General features: G+C 66.8%; 13 protein-coding genes. 6 read left to right on the forward strand and 7 right to left on the reverse strand.

The genetic code is table 11. The features are described 5' to 3' along the window. Positions 1 to 64: 64 nt before the first annotated feature. Together BoBH3_RS22005 and BoBH3_RS22010 are read right to left on the reverse strand one after the other, a co-directional pair. A complete protein-coding gene (locus tag BoBH3_RS22005) occupies positions 65 to 646 on the reverse strand; it encodes an LOG family protein (protein WP_262332995.1) in 582 nt (193 codons plus the stop codon). Further along, positions 643 to 2,025 carry a M20/M25/M40 family metallo-hydrolase gene (locus tag BoBH3_RS22010; RefSeq protein ID WP_262332996.1) on the reverse strand — a complete coding sequence of 461 codons (1,383 nt, stop codon included), beginning with the start codon at positions 2,023 to 2,025 and terminating at the stop codon, positions 643 to 645. The genes BoBH3_RS22005 and BoBH3_RS22010 overlap by 4 nt, the downstream gene beginning before the upstream one ends. A gap of 312 nt (positions 2,026 to 2,337) precedes the next feature. On the opposite strand from BoBH3_RS22010, the gene BoBH3_RS22015 reads away from it, so the two are divergent. Continuing rightward, on the forward strand, positions 2,338 to 3,681 hold the full coding sequence (locus BoBH3_RS22015; RefSeq protein ID WP_262332997.1) for an Nramp family divalent metal transporter: 1,344 nt from the start codon (positions 2,338 to 2,340) through the stop codon (positions 3,679 to 3,681). 219 nt (positions 3,682 to 3,900) lie between these two features. Here the strand turns inward: BoBH3_RS22015 and BoBH3_RS22020 are convergent, their stop codons facing one another. Beyond that, entirely contained in the window at positions 3,901 to 5,433 is a 1,533-nt protein-coding gene (locus BoBH3_RS22020) for a helicase HerA-like domain-containing protein (RefSeq protein WP_262332998.1), read from the reverse strand. Between the two features lie 155 nt (positions 5,434 to 5,588). On the opposite strand from BoBH3_RS22020, the gene BoBH3_RS22025 reads away from it, so the two are divergent. The 5 genes from BoBH3_RS22025 to scpA all read left to right on the forward strand — a co-directional run bounded on the left by BoBH3_RS22025 (position 5,589) and on the right by scpA (position 11,492). Continuing rightward, entirely contained in the window at positions 5,589 to 5,975 is a 387-nt protein-coding gene (locus BoBH3_RS22025) for a DUF2267 domain-containing protein (RefSeq protein WP_262332999.1), read from the forward strand. Positions 5,976 to 6,182: 207 nt separating this feature from the next. Further along, a complete protein-coding gene (locus BoBH3_RS22030; protein WP_262333000.1) occupies positions 6,183 to 8,060 on the forward strand; it encodes a methylmalonyl-CoA mutase subunit beta in 1,878 nt (625 codons plus the stop codon). A 14-nt stretch (positions 8,061 to 8,074) separates the two neighbouring features. Then, positions 8,075 to 8,884 carry a bifunctional hydroxymethylpyrimidine kinase/phosphomethylpyrimidine kinase gene (gene thiD, locus BoBH3_RS22035; RefSeq protein WP_262333001.1) on the forward strand — a complete coding sequence of 270 codons (810 nt, stop codon included), beginning with the start codon at positions 8,075 to 8,077 and terminating at the stop codon, positions 8,882 to 8,884. A gap of 5 nt (positions 8,885 to 8,889) precedes the next feature. Next, entirely contained in the window at positions 8,890 to 9,333 is a 444-nt protein-coding gene (locus BoBH3_RS22040; protein ID WP_262333002.1) for a hypothetical protein, read from the forward strand. After that, on the forward strand, positions 9,330 to 11,492 hold the full coding sequence (scpA, locus tag BoBH3_RS22045; protein ID WP_262333003.1) for a methylmalonyl-CoA mutase: 2,163 nt from the start codon (positions 9,330 to 9,332) through the stop codon (positions 11,490 to 11,492). Before BoBH3_RS22040 ends, scpA begins: the two co-directional genes overlap by 4 nt. A 66-nt stretch (positions 11,493 to 11,558) precedes the next feature. On the opposite strand, the gene BoBH3_RS22050 is transcribed toward scpA, so the two are convergent. From BoBH3_RS22050 to BoBH3_RS22065, 4 genes are all read right to left on the reverse strand, one after another. Beyond that, the gene (locus BoBH3_RS22050) at positions 11,559 to 11,828 is read right to left on the reverse strand and encodes a hypothetical protein (RefSeq protein WP_262333004.1); all 270 of its coding nucleotides are present in this window, start codon (positions 11,826 to 11,828) and stop codon (positions 11,559 to 11,561) included. Positions 11,829 to 11,913: 85 nt separating this feature from the next. Continuing rightward, the gene (locus BoBH3_RS22055; RefSeq protein ID WP_262333005.1) at positions 11,914 to 12,702 is read right to left on the reverse strand and encodes an ABC transporter permease; all 789 of its coding nucleotides are present in this window, start codon (positions 12,700 to 12,702) and stop codon (positions 11,914 to 11,916) included. Then, entirely contained in the window at positions 12,699 to 13,601 is a 903-nt protein-coding gene (locus BoBH3_RS22060; RefSeq protein ID WP_262333006.1) for an ABC transporter permease, read from the reverse strand. The genes BoBH3_RS22055 and BoBH3_RS22060 overlap by 4 nt, the downstream gene beginning before the upstream one ends. After that, positions 13,598 to 14,752 carry an ABC transporter ATP-binding protein gene (locus BoBH3_RS22065; protein ID WP_262333007.1) on the reverse strand — a complete coding sequence of 385 codons (1,155 nt, stop codon included), beginning with the start codon at positions 14,750 to 14,752 and terminating at the stop codon, positions 13,598 to 13,600. The genes BoBH3_RS22060 and BoBH3_RS22065 overlap by 4 nt, the downstream gene beginning before the upstream one ends. Positions 14,753 to 14,760: the final 8 nt, after the last annotated feature.

The raw sequence follows: 14,760 nt of genomic DNA on the forward strand, positions 1-14,760 counted from the left end.
AGGATCAGCGTCACGATGTCAAGATTAAATTCCTATATCCTGAAGATGCATCCAGCGAGATCGCTTAGGCCTGCTCCTTCTCGATCCATTTATAGGTCGCGGCCGGGACATAGGCCTGCATCCGGTCGAGCAAGGTCGCCGGTTCGGTGTCCGTCATCACCATGGCGCGGTGGTTGGGCTTCAGGAAGCCCTCCTCCGTCGTCCGGTCGAGGAAGACGGCGAGCGGATCGTAAAAGCCCGCGACGTTGAGCAAGGCGAGCGGCTTGGCGTGGATGCCGAGCTGGCCCCAGGTCCAGATCTCGAACAGCTCCTCGAAGGTGCCGATGCCACCCGGCATGGCGATGAAGCCGTCCGAGAGTTCAGCCATCCGCGCCTTGCGCGTGTGCATGGTGTCGACCACCTCGAGCCGGGTCAGGCCGATATGGCCGATCTCCTTCTCGCGCAGCGCCTTGGGAATGACGCCGTGGACCTCGCCACCGGCATCGAGCGCCGCATTGGCGACGATGCCCATCAGCCCGACCGCGCCGCCGCCATAGACGAGCGTCAGGCCGCGCTTGGCGATCTCCGCCCCCATGGCGCGGGCGCCCGCCGCGTAGACGGCATCGTTGCCCGGGTTCGAGCCGCAGAAGACACAGATCGATCTCATGATCCCAGTGCCTGCAAGATGCGGGCCCATGAACGCTGGCCCTTGTGGAAGGATGACAGGTCGTATTTTTCGTTCGGCGAGTGGACCCGGTCGTCATCGAGGCCGAAGCCGACGAACAGCGTGTCGATACCGAGCGTGCGCTTGAAATCGCCGCCGACAGGGATGGAGCCGCCGCTGCCGATCGAGACCACGCGTCCGCCCCATTCCTCGGCCAGCGCGACGCGCGCCTTGTGAAGCACTGGCGAATCCACCGGCACAGCGAGCGCCGGAGAGCCGGAATGGCTGATGAATTCCGCGGTCACATCCGCAGGCAGACGGTCGCGGACGAACTGCTGGAATGCGGCGGCGATCTTGGCCGGGTCCTGCTCGCCGACGAGGCGGAAGGAGACCTTGGCCGAGGCCTGGCCGGGAATGACCGTCTTGCTGCCCTCGCCCGTATAGCCGCCCCAGATGCCATTGACGTCGCAGGTCGGGCGGGACTGGATCTGCTCGATCAGCATGCGGCCGCGCTCGCCGATGGAATGCTTCAGGCCGACCTGGCCGAGGAAATCCTCCTCCGTCAGCCCGAGATCGGCCCATTCCGCCTTCTGCGCGTTGGTGGGCTCGTGCACGCCCTCATAGAAGCCCGGAACGGTGATGCGGCCGTTCTCGTCATGGAGTTCGCCCACAATCCTCGCGAGGATATGGATGGGGTTCGCGGCTGCGCCGCCGAAGAGGCCGGAATGCAGATCGCGGTTGGCCGCGGTCAGTACGACTTCCTGATAGACCATGCCGCGCAGGGTCGAGGTGATGAGCGGCGTCTCGCGATCCCACTGGCCGGTGTCGCAGACCAGCGCGTAATCCGCCTTCAGCTCGGTCGCATTGGCCTTGATGTAGCCCGGCAGGTTGACCGAGCCCGATTCCTCCTCGCCCTCGACGAGGATGGTCAGGCCGATGGGCAGGTCGCCGGTTTCGGCGAGCGTCGCGCGCACGGCCTCGATGAAGGTCATCACCTGGCCCTTGTCGTCGCAAGCGCCGCGGGCCGAGATGACCTTCCGGCCCGGCTCCAGCTCGCGGACCACAGGCTTGAACGGGTCCGTATCCCAGAGATTGAGCGGATCGACCGGCTGCACGTCGTAATGACCATAGAACAGCGCATGCGGCGCGCCGGGCTTCGGCCTATGCGCGAGGACGACGGGGTGGCCGCCGGTCTCCCTCAGTTCCGCCTTGAAGCCGAGCCCCTCGAGATCCGCACGGAGCCATTCCGCCGCCTGGCGCGTTTGCGCATTGAAGGCCGGGTCCGTGCCGACTGAGGGAATTTCCAGCCAGGAGGATAGGCGCGCAAGCGAGCCGTCGAGCCCGGCATCGAGGCGGGCGAGGATAGCGGGAAGCTTAGACATGACGATACAGAATCCGATTCAGGTGACGCCATCATGGCAAGCGCCCGCGCCAGCGTCAGCCCCTCATCGCGCATTGCCGCTGCGTCCGGGCACTCATCTTGCTTGGAAGCACGCCATTATTCTCGGGCGAGGCGAAACGCGGACCCGACAATCGCCGGCAGCATGAGACGCAGCAACCTTCTTCGGCACGAGATTCCTCGGGCCAGCCCGAACAAGACCGCCCTTTAATTGACAACGCTTCGCAACTGCATTGACACGCATCACGGCCACCCTATAGTGCTTATTGCAAACAAGTTGCAGCAAGGTCCAAACATGTCCAACGGCTCGCCCGAATCGTCCTCCATGTGGCTGCGTGCGCGCGGCGAGCCCTCGCTGGTGGAGGTTTTCCGCAGCGTTTCGATCGGGCCGAGCTCGTCGACATGGCGCAAGTTCCTCGCCTTCTTCGGGCCGGGCTATCTGGTTGCGGTCGGCTATATGGACCCCGGCAACTGGGCGACCTCGCTCGCGGGCGGCGCGCAGTTCGGCTACACGCTGCTCACGGTCGCGCTCGTCTCCAACATCATGGCGATCATCCTGCAGTCGCTCTGCGCGCGACTCGCGATCGCCACCGGCCGCGACCTCGCCCAGGCCTGCCGCGACGCCTATCCGCCCTATATGGCATGGCCTCTGTGGGTGCTCGCCGAGCTCGCCATCTGCGCAACCGACCTCGCCGAGGTGATCGGCACGGCGATTGGCCTCAACCTGCTCTTCGGCATCCCGCTCGAGATCGGCGTGATGATCACCGCACTCGACGTCTTCCTCATCCTCTGGCTGCAGACGCGCGGCTTCCGCTGGATCGAGGCCTTCATCATCACGCTGCTCGGCGTCATCGCGGTATGCTTCGGCATCCAGATCGCGCTGGCCGATCCTGACTGGGGCCAGGTCATCCGCGGCTTCGCGCCGACGACCGACATCGTGACCAATCCGGACATGCTCTACATCGCGCTCGGCATCATCGGCGCGACGGTGATGCCGCATAACCTGTACCTGCATTCCGGCATCGTGCAGACGCGAGCCTATGGTCATACGTTGCCGGAGAAGCGCGAGGCCCTGAAGTTCGCGACGATCGACTCCACCGTCGCTCTCTGCTTCGCGCTCCTCATCAACGCCTCGATCCTGATCCTCGCCGCCGCGACCTTCCACAAGGCCGGGCACCATGACGTCGCCGAGCTCGGCAAGGCGCAGGAGCTGCTGCAGCCCTTGCTGGGCGCCTCGATCGCGCCCTCGCTCTTCGCCATCGCGCTGCTCTGCTGCGGGTTGAACTCTACGGTGACGGCGACGATGGCCGGCCAGATCGTGATGGAGGGCTTCCTGCGCATCCGCCTGCCGGCCTGGATGCGCAGGCTGGTGACGCGCCTCGTGGCCATCGTTCCGGCGATCGTGGTGACGCTGATCTATGGCGAGGGGCAGACGGCCAAGCTGCTCATCCTCAGCCAGGTCGTGCTCAGCCTGCAACTGCCCTTCGCGGTGGTGCCGCTGGTGATGTTCACCGCCTCGAAGGCGAAGATGGGCGAGATGGTGGCGCCGCGCTGGCTCAGCCTGTTCGCAGCCGTCATCGCCGCGATCATCATCGTGCTGAACCTCAAGCTGCTCTACGACTTCGCGACGGGAGCTTGAGCCCCCCAAGCGCTGACCTATCCCGAAAAGGGCGTGGGCATCGCGGGAACCCCTCTCCTGTAAGGAGAGGGGTAGGGGTGAGGTGTAGGCCGATGGACCAGTGAGGCGCGGGCCTCACAGCGGCAGTGACCACGCCATAACAAGAACGGTTAGGGGCCGGCCCCTCACCCTGCCCTCTCCCTCTGAGAGAGGATTCCCCGCGCTAACGCCGTCTAGCCATTACCGCTTGCCGCTCATCGAGCCCAAAATGCCGCGCAGGATGGCGGTGCCGACCTGCCGGCCGATCGAGGTCGCGGCCGAGCGGGCCGCCGAGGTGATGATCTTCTCGGCCATGCTCTGCGGAAGCGGGCCGCCGCGGCTGCCGGGGCCGGTCTTGGGGCGCTCCTTCGGGCCGCCGAGCCAGCCGCCGATGGTATCGAGGATGCCGCCATCCCCACCGGTCGACGCCTCGACCGGCGAGCCGTCCGGGTTGAGGTTCTTGCGCTTCATCAGCTCTTCATAAGCCGACTCTCGGTCGACCATGGTCTCGTAGCGACCCTTCATGGCCGAGGCGTTGATCGCCTGCTGGCGCTCCTGCGGCGTGCAGGGGCCGACCTGCGCCATGGGCGGCGCGATCAGGGCGCGCTCGACCATCTCCGGCGAGCCCTTCCCCTCCAGCATCGAGACCAGCGCCTCGCCGACGGCGAGCTGGCTGATCGCCTCCTCGGTCTTGATCTTCGGGTTCTGGCGGAAGGTCTCGGCGGCGGCGCGCACGGCCTTCTGATCGCGCGGGGTGAAGGCGCGCAGCGCATGCTGGACGCGGTTGCCGAGCTGGGCCAGCACCGTATCGGGAATGTCGAGCGGGTTCTGCGTCACGAAATAGACCCCGACCCCCTTGGAGCGGATCAGGCGGACGACCTGCTCCACTGCCGTCAGCAGAGCCTTGGGCGCGTCGTTGAACAGCAGATGCGCCTCATCGAAGAAGAAGACGAGCTTGGGCTTCTCCAGATCGCCCACCTCCGGAAGCTGCTCGAACAGCTCCGAGAGCAGCCAGAGCAGGAAGGTGGCGTAGAGCCGCGGATTGTTCATCAGCTTGTCGGCAGCGAGGATGTTGACGATGCCGCGTCCGTCCCGGTCGGTCCGCATCAGATCGGCGATGTCGAGCGCCGGCTCGCCGAAGAACAGGTCGCCCTTCTGGTTCTCCAGCACCAGCAGTGCGCGCTGGATGGTGCCGACCGTCGTCGAGCTGACATTGCCGTATTTTGTCGTTAGCTCCTTCGCATTGTCCGCGATGAAGGCCAGGATCGCGCGCAGGTCCTTGAGATCGAGCAGCAGCAGCTTCTGCTCGTCGGCGATGCGGAAGGCGATGTTCAGCACGCCCTCCTGCACGTCGTTCAGATCGAGCAGGCGCGCCAGCAGCAGCGGGCCCATCTCCGAGATCGTGGCACGGACCGGGTGCCCCTGCTCGCCGAACACGTCCCAGAAGACGGTAGTGAACTGGTCGGGCTGGTATTCGACGCCGATTTCCTTGGCCCGGTTGACGAAGGCGGGCTTGGAGTTGCCCGGCGCGACGATGCCGGAGAGATCGCCCTTGATGTCGGCGGCGAAGACCGGCACGCCGTTGCGGGCGAAGCCCTCTGCCATCACCTGCAGGGTCACGGTCTTGCCGGTGCCGGTCGCGCCAGTGACCAGCCCATGGCGATTGGCCAGCTTGAGCAGAAGGTTCTCGGGCTTGCCGCTCTTGCCGATCAGAATCGCGCCGTCATTCGCCATCACATTCGCCCATCAGAATCCGGACATCCCGTTCCGTCAGGGTGTAACGAATGGACGCGGCAGGCGGAAGCCCGGCGCGATTGGAATCAGATCGTAGATATGTAAACTATTTTCAGAAGGCCTCGCGAGGAGGCTGTTTCGAGGGATTTGGGTCCATGGAAGAATTGATCACGCGGGTCGCGACGGCAGCCGGCCTCAATGAAGAGCTGGCCCGCAAGGCCGTCGGCATCATCCTCGCTTTCCTGCAGAAGGAAGGCCCCCCAGCCGAGATCGGCCAGCTGATGGCGGCGCTGCCGGGCGCGCAGGAACTCGCGGACGCCGAAGGCGGCTCGAAGGGCGGGATGCTCGGCGCGATCGGCGGGCTGATGGGCGGTGGCGGCGGCGTGATGGCGCTCGGCGGCCAGCTCATGGGCGCAGGCCTCTCGATGGGCCAGATCCAGACCGTCTCCAAGGAAATGTTCGCGGTCGGCCGCGAGAAGGCCGGCGAGGACGCGATGGGCGCCATCGTCGGCGCGATCCCGGGCCTCGGCCAGTTCGTCTGAAAGCTTGAACACCCGTCATTCCGGGGCTTCGCGGCAGCGAAGAGCCCGGGATGACGGCGCGGCTCTCCGCAAAGCCAGCAAGGCTGAGGCCCTAAACCCGCATTCGCGCACCCCGTCCTACGACGAAACGGGACTGGCGGTGCGTTCGCGCCCATGGCAATCAGCGCTCCACGGCTGCACATTGTGCAGAAAGGAGCATCGGCGCGCATGAACTCGGCTGCCCCATCCGACCTGCCCTATCTCGACGCCTTTCCCGCGCCGTCGCATGACGCATGGCGCGCGGCGGTCGACAAGGTCCTAAAGGGCGGTGATTTCGAGAAGCGGCTGACCGGCCGCACCGCCGACGGCATCCGCATCGCGCCGCTTTATCCCGCCGCCTCGCCGCCCTCGCGAGCCTTGCGCAGCGAGACCGGACGCTGGCATGTCGCCGCCCGGCTCGACCATCCTGACCCGGCCGAGGCCAGTGTCCTGGCTCTGGCCGATCTCGAAGGCGGCGCAGACACACTCACCGTCAGTTTTGCCGGCGCGCGGGCAGCGCGAGGCTATGGCCTCGTCGCGGAGGATGTCGCCACGCTCGATGCCGCGCTCGACGGCGTGATGCTCGATCTCATCCGGCTCAGGCTGGACCCCGCCCCCCAGGGCCGGGTGAACGCGCTGCTGCTGGCAGGGCTGGTGGAGCAGCGCGGCCATGCGCCCACCGATCTCGCGGTCGAGTTCGGGCTCGATCCCATCGGCGTCCTCGCCAGCCATGGCTCGCTTGCAGCTTCCTGGCCGGAGATCGGACTGCGTCTGGCCGAGACGATCGGCACCTTGAAGGAACGCGGTTACAAGGGTCCGTTCGTCGCCGCCGACACCCGCCCCTATCACGAGGCAGGCGCCAGTGAAGGCCAGGAACTCGGCGCTGCGCTTGCCACGGCGGTGGCTTATCTGCGCGCGCTCGAAGCGCAGGGCATGGCGCTCACCGAGGCGCGCGTCTCCCTCGCCTTCACCCTCGTCGCCGATACGGACGAGTTTGTGACGGTGGCGAAGTTCCGCGCCGCAAGGCTGCTGTGGAACCGTGTGCAGCAGGCCTGCGGGCTCGAACCGAAGCCGGCAGCGATCCATGCGGAGACGGCCTGGCGCGCGCTGACGAAGCGCGACCCTCATGTCAACCTGCTGCGCGGCACCATCGCCGCCTTCTCGGCCGGCGTCGGCGGCGCGGATTCGCTCACTGTTCAGCCCTTCACGGCGGCACGCGGGCTGCCGGACGGTTTCGCGCGCCGCGTCGCCCGCAACACCCAGCTCATCCTGCTCGAAGAGGCCAATCTCTGGCGCGTGGCCGATCCGGCCGCGGGGGCCGGCGGCTTCGAGGCGCTGACGCAGGCGCTGTGTGAGCAGGGCTGGCAGGCCTTCCAGCAGATCGAGCAGCAGGGCGGCATGCTCGCCGCGCTGACCGAGGGCTATCTGCAGAAGACGCTGACCGAGCAGCGTGCGGCCCGTACCAAGGCCGTCGCCACGCGCCGTGAGCCGATCACCGGCACGAGCGAGTTCCCGAATATCCGCGAGGTGGACGTCGCGGTGCTGGATGTGGCGCCGATGGCGCTTGCCAGTTCGCTCGCCACCGGCGCGGCGTTGCAGGCGGAGCCCTTGCCCTCCTTTAGAGTGGCCGAGCCCTTCGAAAACCTGCGCGACAAGGCCGATGCATTGCCGCAACGCCCCGTCGTCTTCCTGGCGACGCTCGGCTCCATCGCCGATTTCACAGCCCGCGCCGGCTTCGCGCGCAACCTGTTCGAGGCCGGCGGCTTCTCCGCGCCGAGCGGCGACGGCTTCGCCAAGGATGGCGCGACCGATCTCGACGCTCTGACCAACGCCTTCCGCTCCTCGGGCGCGAAGCTCGCCTGCCTTTGCGGCATGGACGACGCCTATGCCAGTGAAGGCGCGGCGGCAGCTGAGGCGTTGGCCGCAGCCGGCGCAACGATCTGGCTCGCAGGCCGGCCGGGCGAAAGCGAAGCGGCGCTGAACCAGGCGGGCGTCTCCTCGTTCATCTTCATGGGCTGCGACGTCGTCGAGACACTGGAACGCGCGCAGGCCCTCGCGACCGCCTGAACGGAGACGAAGCCTTGACCGCCATTGCGTTGACCATCGCCGGTTCGGATTCCAGCGGCGGCGCCGGCATCCAGGCCGATCTGAAGACCTTCGCCGCGCATCAGGTCTATGGCGCGAGTGTCATCGTCGCGCTGACCGCGCAGAACACGAAGGGCGTCAGCGGCATCCATGCCGTGCCGGCGGCTTTCGTGACGCAGCAGATGGACGCCGTCTTCGAGGATCTCGACATCGGCGCCGTCAAGATCGGCATGCTGGCGACGGCGGAGCTGATCGAGACGGTGGCGGCCGGCCTGGAGCGCCACCACGCGAAGAACATCGTGCTCGACCCCGTGATGATCGCTGCATCGGGCGCAAGGCTGCTGGAGTCTGAGGCCGTCGCAGCGATCCGCAAGCATCTCTTCCCGCTGGCGACGCTGATCACGCCGAACCTGCCAGAAGCCGCGGCGCTGCTCGATTCCGCCATCGCTGAGACCGATCAGTCCGTGGATGAGCAGGCCGACGAACTCGCGGCACTCGGCGCGGCCAATGTCCTGATCAAGGGCGGGCATGGCACCGGCGACATCAGCAGCGATCTGCTGCGGCTCAAGGGCGGCGCGCGCCAGCGCTTCAACGCGCTGCGCGTCGAGACCCGCAACACCCATGGCACGGGCTGCACCCTCTCCTCCGCCATCGCCGCCAACCTCGCGAAGGGGCTGGAGCTGGCGGAGGCCGTCGGGCATGCCAAAACCTACATCTCCGCGGCCATAGCCGCCGCCGATCAGGTTCCGGTTGGCCACGGGCACGGACCGGTACATCATTTCCACCACTGGTGGGACAAGACGTGAGCGCGATGGCGGCTTCATCCGGTTCTCCATCGCCGCTGCGCCAGCGCCGCGTCGAAAGACTACGGCGTGAGATTGCGCTGCTGGAGCATATGGATGGCGGGCTCTGGCGCCGGGCCGTCATCGACACGGTAGTCGCCGTGGGCCTCATCGCCCTCCTGCTGATCGCAGTCGCGGCCAAGCTGCACTATTTCATGTATCATCCGCTCGCCGTGACAGTGGCCTGCGTCGGCATCGCGGCGGTCGCCTGGTGGCTCGGCCGCTACACGCTCTGGATTCCGGTGATCCTGGTCGCGTTGCTGCTGGCGATCCTGTTCGAAGGCGAGGTCGGCGGGCTCGATTTCAGCGATAGCGACAGCCAGAGCCAGCGTCAGCCGGACGAGCGCCGCAAACTCGAAGCGACGCTGGCGAAGAGACGCCGGACGCTGGCGAAACTGGAGGGACGTTCATGACCGCGATCCCGGACTTCACGAGACTCCCCTTCGCGGCGGATGCGGCCAGCAGCGCAGCGCTGCCTTCGGGCGAGCCCTGGGCCACGCCGGAAGGCATCCCGGTCAAGCCGGTCTATACGGCTGTCGACCGCGAGGGCCTGCCCTTCGTCGATACCCTGCCCGGTATCGCGCCCTATCTGCGCGGCCCCTACCCGACCATGTACGTCAACCAGCCCTGGACGATCCGGCAATATGCCGGCTTCTCCACGGCGGAGGATTCCAACGCCTTCTATCGGCGCAATCTCGCCGCCGGGCAGAAAGGGCTTTCGGTCGCCTTCGATCTCGCCACCCATCGTGGCTACGACTCGGACCATCCGCGCGTCGGCGGCGATGTCGGCATGGCCGGCGTCGCGATCGACTCGATCTACGATATGCGCACGCTGTTCTCCGGCATCCCGCTCGACCAGATGAGCGTCTCGATGACGATGAACGGCGCCGTTCTGCCGGTTCTGGCGCTCTACATCGTCGCGGCGGAAGAACAGGGTGTGCCGCAGTCCAAGCTCTCGGGGACCATCCAGAACGACATCCTCAAGGAGTTCATGGTCCGGAACACCTATATCTATCCGCCCTCGCCCTCGATGCGGATCATCGGAGACATCTTCGCTTTCACATCGGCGAACATGCCGAAATTCAATTCGATCTCGATTTCCGGCTATCACATGCAGGAAGCTGGGGCGACGCAGGATCTCGAGCTCGGCTACACGCTGGCCGACGGCGTCGAGTATATCCGCGCCGGACAGCGCGCGGGCCTGGGCGTCGACATCTTCGCGCCGCGCCTCTCTTTCTTCTGGGCGATCGGCATGAACTTCTTCATGGAAGTCGCCAAGATGCGCGCGGCCCGGCTGATCTGGGCGAAGCTGGTCAAGGATTTCGGCGCGCAGAACGAGAAGTCCCTCCCCCTGCGCACGCACAGCCAGACCTCCGGCTGGTCGCTGACGGCGCAGGACGTGTTCAACAATGTGCCGCGCACCATGATCGAGGCGATGGCGGCGACGCAGGGGCACACGCAGTCGCTGCACACCAACGCGCTCGACGAGGCGCTGGCACTGCCGACCGACTTTTCAGCCCGCATCGCGCGCAACACCCAGATCCTGCTGCAGCAGGAGAGCGGCACCACCCGGATCATCGACCCCTGGGGCGGCTCCTATTATGTCGAGCGGCTCACCGCCGAGCTCGCCGCCAAGGCCTGGGAGCATATCCAGGAGGTCGAGAAGCTCGGCGGCATGGCCAAGGCGATCGAGGCCGGCATCCCGAAGCTCAGGATCGAGGAGGCCGCGGCGAAGACGCAGGCGCGCATCGACGCCGGGCAGCAGGCGATCATCGGCGTCAATCGCTACAAGCCCGACAACGAGGCGTTCATCGACGTCCTGAAGGTCGACAACGCCTCGGTGCGCGCACAGCAGCTCGACAAGTTGAGACGCCTCAAGGCCGAGCGCAACGAGGCCGAGGTCGAGAGCGCGCTGACGGCGCTCACCAACGGCGCCGCCGGCGACGGCAACCTGCTCGACCTCGCGGTGAAGGCCGCGCGGGCCAAGGCCACCGTCGGCGAGATCTCGATGGCGATGGAGCAGGTCTTCGGCCGCCACAGAGCCGAGATCAAGGCGATCTCTGGGGTCTACAAGCGGGAGGTCGGCGAGATGAACCCGGCGGTGACGCGCGTGCAGCTGATGTGCCAGGCCTTCGAGGAGGCGGATGGGCGCCGCCCGCGCATCCTCGTCGCCAAGATGGGGCAGGACGGGCACGACCGCGGCCAGAAGGTCATCGCCTCGGCCTTCGCCGATCTCGGCTTCGACGTCGATATCGGGCCGCTTTTCGCGACGCCGGACGAGGCGGCGCGGCAGGCGGTCGAGAACGACGTCCACATCGTCGGCGTCTCCTCGCTGGCGGCAGGCCACCTGACGCTGGTGCCGGAGCTCAAGGCCGCGCTCGCGAAGGCCGGCCGCCCCGACATCATGATCGTGGTCGGAGGCGTGATCCCGCCGCAGGATTTCGAGGCGCTGATCGAGGCCGGCGCCTCGGCGATCTTCCCGCCCGGCACCGTCATCGCCGACGCCGCCGAGAAGCTGCTCGAAGAGCTTAACCGCCGGCTGGGCTATGTTCAGCGGACGGCGGCTGAGTAGAAGGTCAAAAGCGGACGCGACATCACTGCCGCGCCCGCCTCCTGATCACAACCAACGTGGCGACAGTTAACGCCAGCCGTAACCATAGCCATAGCGCGGCGGGGGCGGCCGCATGCCGTAGCCATCGTGGTTGTAGCGGTGCCAACGGCGCTGGCCCCAGTAGCCATGGAAGGCCGGCGGCGGCGGGCGCCAGCCCTCAGACTGATAGCCTGTGTAGCGCTCATATCGATCGCCGAAGGCCTGGGCGTCGCCGGAGGCGATAAAGGTGGAAGCTGCGAGCGCCACGCCGCCGATGACAAAGGCGGCGAAGCCGGTGCGGGCGCGATGGACAGACATGGTCCGTATCCTTTTCCAGCAGGGTCATCCCCGCCATGGATCGGACATTCGCAGATCGTGGCTGAACGGCTTTTGAGGGCGCCGTTCAGCCGGCGTTTAGCTGCTCGCGCTTGAGCAGCAGCGAGGCTGCGATCACCACCCCGGCCACCACCGCGATCATGATTGTGCAGGCCGCGTTGATCTCGGGCGAGACGCCAAGCTTGACCGCCGAATAGAGGCGCATCGGCAAGGTGGTGGCGCCCGGCCCCGTCGTGAAGCTCGCGATGACCAGATCGTCGAGCGAGAGCGTGAAGGCGAGCATCCAGGCCGCCGCCACCGCCGGCCAGATCAGCGGCAGGGTCACGGTCCAGAAGGTGACGAAGGGCGTGGCGCCCAAATCCTGCGCCGCCTCCTCCAGCGAACGGTCGAAGCCCGCCAGACGCGACTGCACGACAATGCAGGAAAAGCCGAGGCTGAAGGTGGCGTGAGCGATGGTCACAGTCCAGAAGCCGCGCTCGATATCGCTCGCCACGAAGAGCAACAGCAGCGAAAGCCCCGTAACCACCTCCGGCATGACGAGCGGGGCCAGCACCATGCCGGAGAACAAGGTTCGGCCGAAGAACCGGCCATGCCGCGCCAAGGCCAGCGCGGCCAGCGTGCCGAGAATGGTCGCCAGCGTCGCCGAGACGAAGCCGAGGCGGATCGAGAGCCAGGCGGCATCAAGCAGCGGCTCATTCTTCAGCAGCGCCCCATACCAATGCGTCGAGAAGCCGCCCCAGACCGTGACCAGCCGGGAGGCGTTGAAGGAATAGGTGATCAGCGTGAGGATCGGCAGATAGAGGAAGGCGAAGCCGAGGATCAGCGCCAGGATCTGGCCGGGACCGAGGCGTCTCACGCCGCCATCTCCCGCCGCAGGCGCGCCCGCTGGAGCAGCACGAGCGGCAGCACCAGCACGACGAGAAGCACCACCGCCACTGCCGAGGCCAACGGCCAGTCGCGGTTGGAGAAGAACTCGTTCCAGAGCACCTTGCCGATCATCACCGTATCGGGGCCGCCGAGCAGGTCCGGGATGACGAACTCGCCGACGGCCGGGATGAAGACCAGCGCGGAGCCGGCGAGGATTCCGGGCAGCGAGAGCGGCAAGGTCACCGTCAGGAAGGCTTTGAGCGGCGTTGCGCCGAGATCGGCGGCGGCTTCGAGCAGGCCGCGATCGAGCTTCTCCAGCGTGGCGAAGAGCGGCAGCACCATGAAGGGTAGGTAGGAATAGACCATGCCGAGCAGCACGGCCGTCTCGGTGTTGAGCAGGCGAAGCGGCTCGCCCTCGAAGCCCAGCAGGCTCAAGCCCGCATCGAGCAATCCTTGCGGCCTGAGGATGCCGATCCAGGCATAGACGCGGATCAGGAAGGAGGTCCAGAACGGCAGGATCACGAAGACGAGCAGCAGGCCGCGCCAGCGCGGCGGAGCAGAGGCCATCGCATAGGCCAGCGGATAGCCGATCGCGAGGGCAAAGAGGGTCGTCAGCGCGGCGATGCGCAGCGAATAGAGATAGCTCTCCCAATAGAGCGCATCGTCCCCCAGCAGCCGGAAGTTCGCGGGATCAAGCTGCGAGAGGAAATCACCGAGTTGCGCGAGCCCCTCCCAATGTGGCGCATAGGGCGGCAGCGCCATCGCGGACTGCGAGAAGGCCATGCGCAGGACGATGGCGAATGGCACGAGAAAGAAGAGCCCGAGCCAGAGATAGGGCACGGCCACCACGAGCCGACCGAGCCGCTTTGCGGGGCTGGCCACGCTCATGGCGGCAGCACCAGCCCGGCCTCGACATCCCAGGAAAGCCAGACCCTATCGTCCCAGGCGAAGGGCCGTGCCAGCCGGCGGGTGCGGTTGGCGAGAGCGACCTTGACGAGCTTGCCGCCCTCCCCTCCGACCATGACCTGGATCATGGTGAAATCGCCGAGATAGCCGATGTCCCAGATCTCGCCGGCGACCTTGTTGACCGGTTGCGCCGGCTCGTCGTGGCTGATCTCGATCTTCTCGGGCCGGATGCCGATGAGCAGCGCCTCGCCCGGCTTCAGCGTCGGCGCCTCCTCGTCGAGCTCCACAGCGCCGACCAGCGGCACCTGTGCACGGACGAGTTCACCCTCGACCGCCTCCGCATGCCCCTCGAAGATGTTGATGTCGCCGACGAACTCGGCGACGTGGCGGCTCGCTGGCGCCTCGTAGATCACGTCCGGCGGGCCGATCTGCACGAGCTTGCCGTGATCCATCACCGCCATGCGGTCTGCCATCGTCATGGCCTCGTCCTGATCGTGCGTGACGACCATGAAGGTCAGGCCCAGCTCGCTCTGCAGGTCCATCAGTTCGAACTGGGTCTGCTCCCGCAGCTTCCTGTCGAGCGCCGCCATCGGCTCATCGAGCAGCAGGAGCTTGGGACGCTTGGCGAGCGAGCGGGCGAGCGCGACGCGCTGGCGCTGGCCGCCGGAGAGCTGGTGCGGCTTGCGCCCGCCGAGGCCGCCGAGCTTCACCAGTTCCAGCATCTCGGCGACGCGCCGGTCGATCTCGGCGCGCGGCAGCCCCTCGCGCTTCAGGCCATAGGCGATGTTGCCCGCGACGCTCAGATGCGGGAACAGCGCGTAGGACTGGAACATCATGTTGACCGGCCGCAGATGCGGCGGCACCGCCGTGATGTCCTGCCCGTCGAGCAGGATCGTGCCTTCATCCGGCGTCTCGAAGCCGGCGAGCATCCGCATCAGCGTGGTCTTGCCGCAGCCGGAGGGGCCGAGCAGCGCAAAGAACTCGCGCGGATAGAGCGCGAGCGAGAGGTCGCTAACGGCCGTCACCTCGCCGAAGCGCCGGGTCACGCCCCGAAACTCGACCAGCGGCTTCGCCGCCGGGTCGTTCCAGGGTTGGAAGGCCCGGCGCACGCTGCCGGGCGAACTCTTCCTCATGGCGGCTG

It is taken from the genome of Allobosea sp. BH3 (assembly GCF_025499465.1).
GTDB lineage: Bacteria > Pseudomonadota > Alphaproteobacteria > Rhizobiales > Beijerinckiaceae > Allobosea.

Excerpts from the sequence above, each read along its gene's own strand:
- BoBH3_RS22065 (WP_262333007.1), bottom strand. The coding sequence starts at position 14,752 with ATGAGGAAGAGTTCGCCCGGCAGCGTGCGCCGGGCCTTCCAACCCTGG.
- BoBH3_RS22005 (WP_262332995.1), bottom strand. The coding sequence starts at position 646 with ATGAGATCGATCTGTGTCTTCTGCGGCTCGAACCCGGGCAACGATGCC.
- BoBH3_RS22030 (WP_262333000.1), top strand. The coding sequence starts at position 6,183 with ATGAACTCGGCTGCCCCATCCGACCTGCCCTATCTCGACGCCTTTCCC.
- BoBH3_RS22015 (WP_262332997.1), top strand. The coding sequence starts at position 2,338 with ATGTCCAACGGCTCGCCCGAATCGTCCTCCATGTGGCTGCGTGCGCGC.
- BoBH3_RS22050 (WP_262333004.1), bottom strand. The coding sequence starts at position 11,828 with ATGTCTGTCCATCGCGCCCGCACCGGCTTCGCCGCCTTTGTCATCGGC.
- BoBH3_RS22025 (WP_262332999.1), top strand. The coding sequence starts at position 5,589 with ATGGAAGAATTGATCACGCGGGTCGCGACGGCAGCCGGCCTCAATGAA.
- BoBH3_RS22060 (WP_262333006.1), bottom strand. The coding sequence starts at position 13,601 with ATGAGCGTGGCCAGCCCCGCAAAGCGGCTCGGTCGGCTCGTGGTGGCC.
- BoBH3_RS22020 (WP_262332998.1), bottom strand. The coding sequence starts at position 5,433 with ATGGCGAATGACGGCGCGATTCTGATCGGCAAGAGCGGCAAGCCCGAG.
- scpA (WP_262333003.1), top strand. The coding sequence starts at position 9,330 with ATGACCGCGATCCCGGACTTCACGAGACTCCCCTTCGCGGCGGATGCG.
- BoBH3_RS22040 (WP_262333002.1), top strand. The coding sequence starts at position 8,890 with ATGGCGGCTTCATCCGGTTCTCCATCGCCGCTGCGCCAGCGCCGCGTC.
- BoBH3_RS22010 (WP_262332996.1), bottom strand. The coding sequence starts at position 2,025 with ATGTCTAAGCTTCCCGCTATCCTCGCCCGCCTCGATGCCGGGCTCGAC.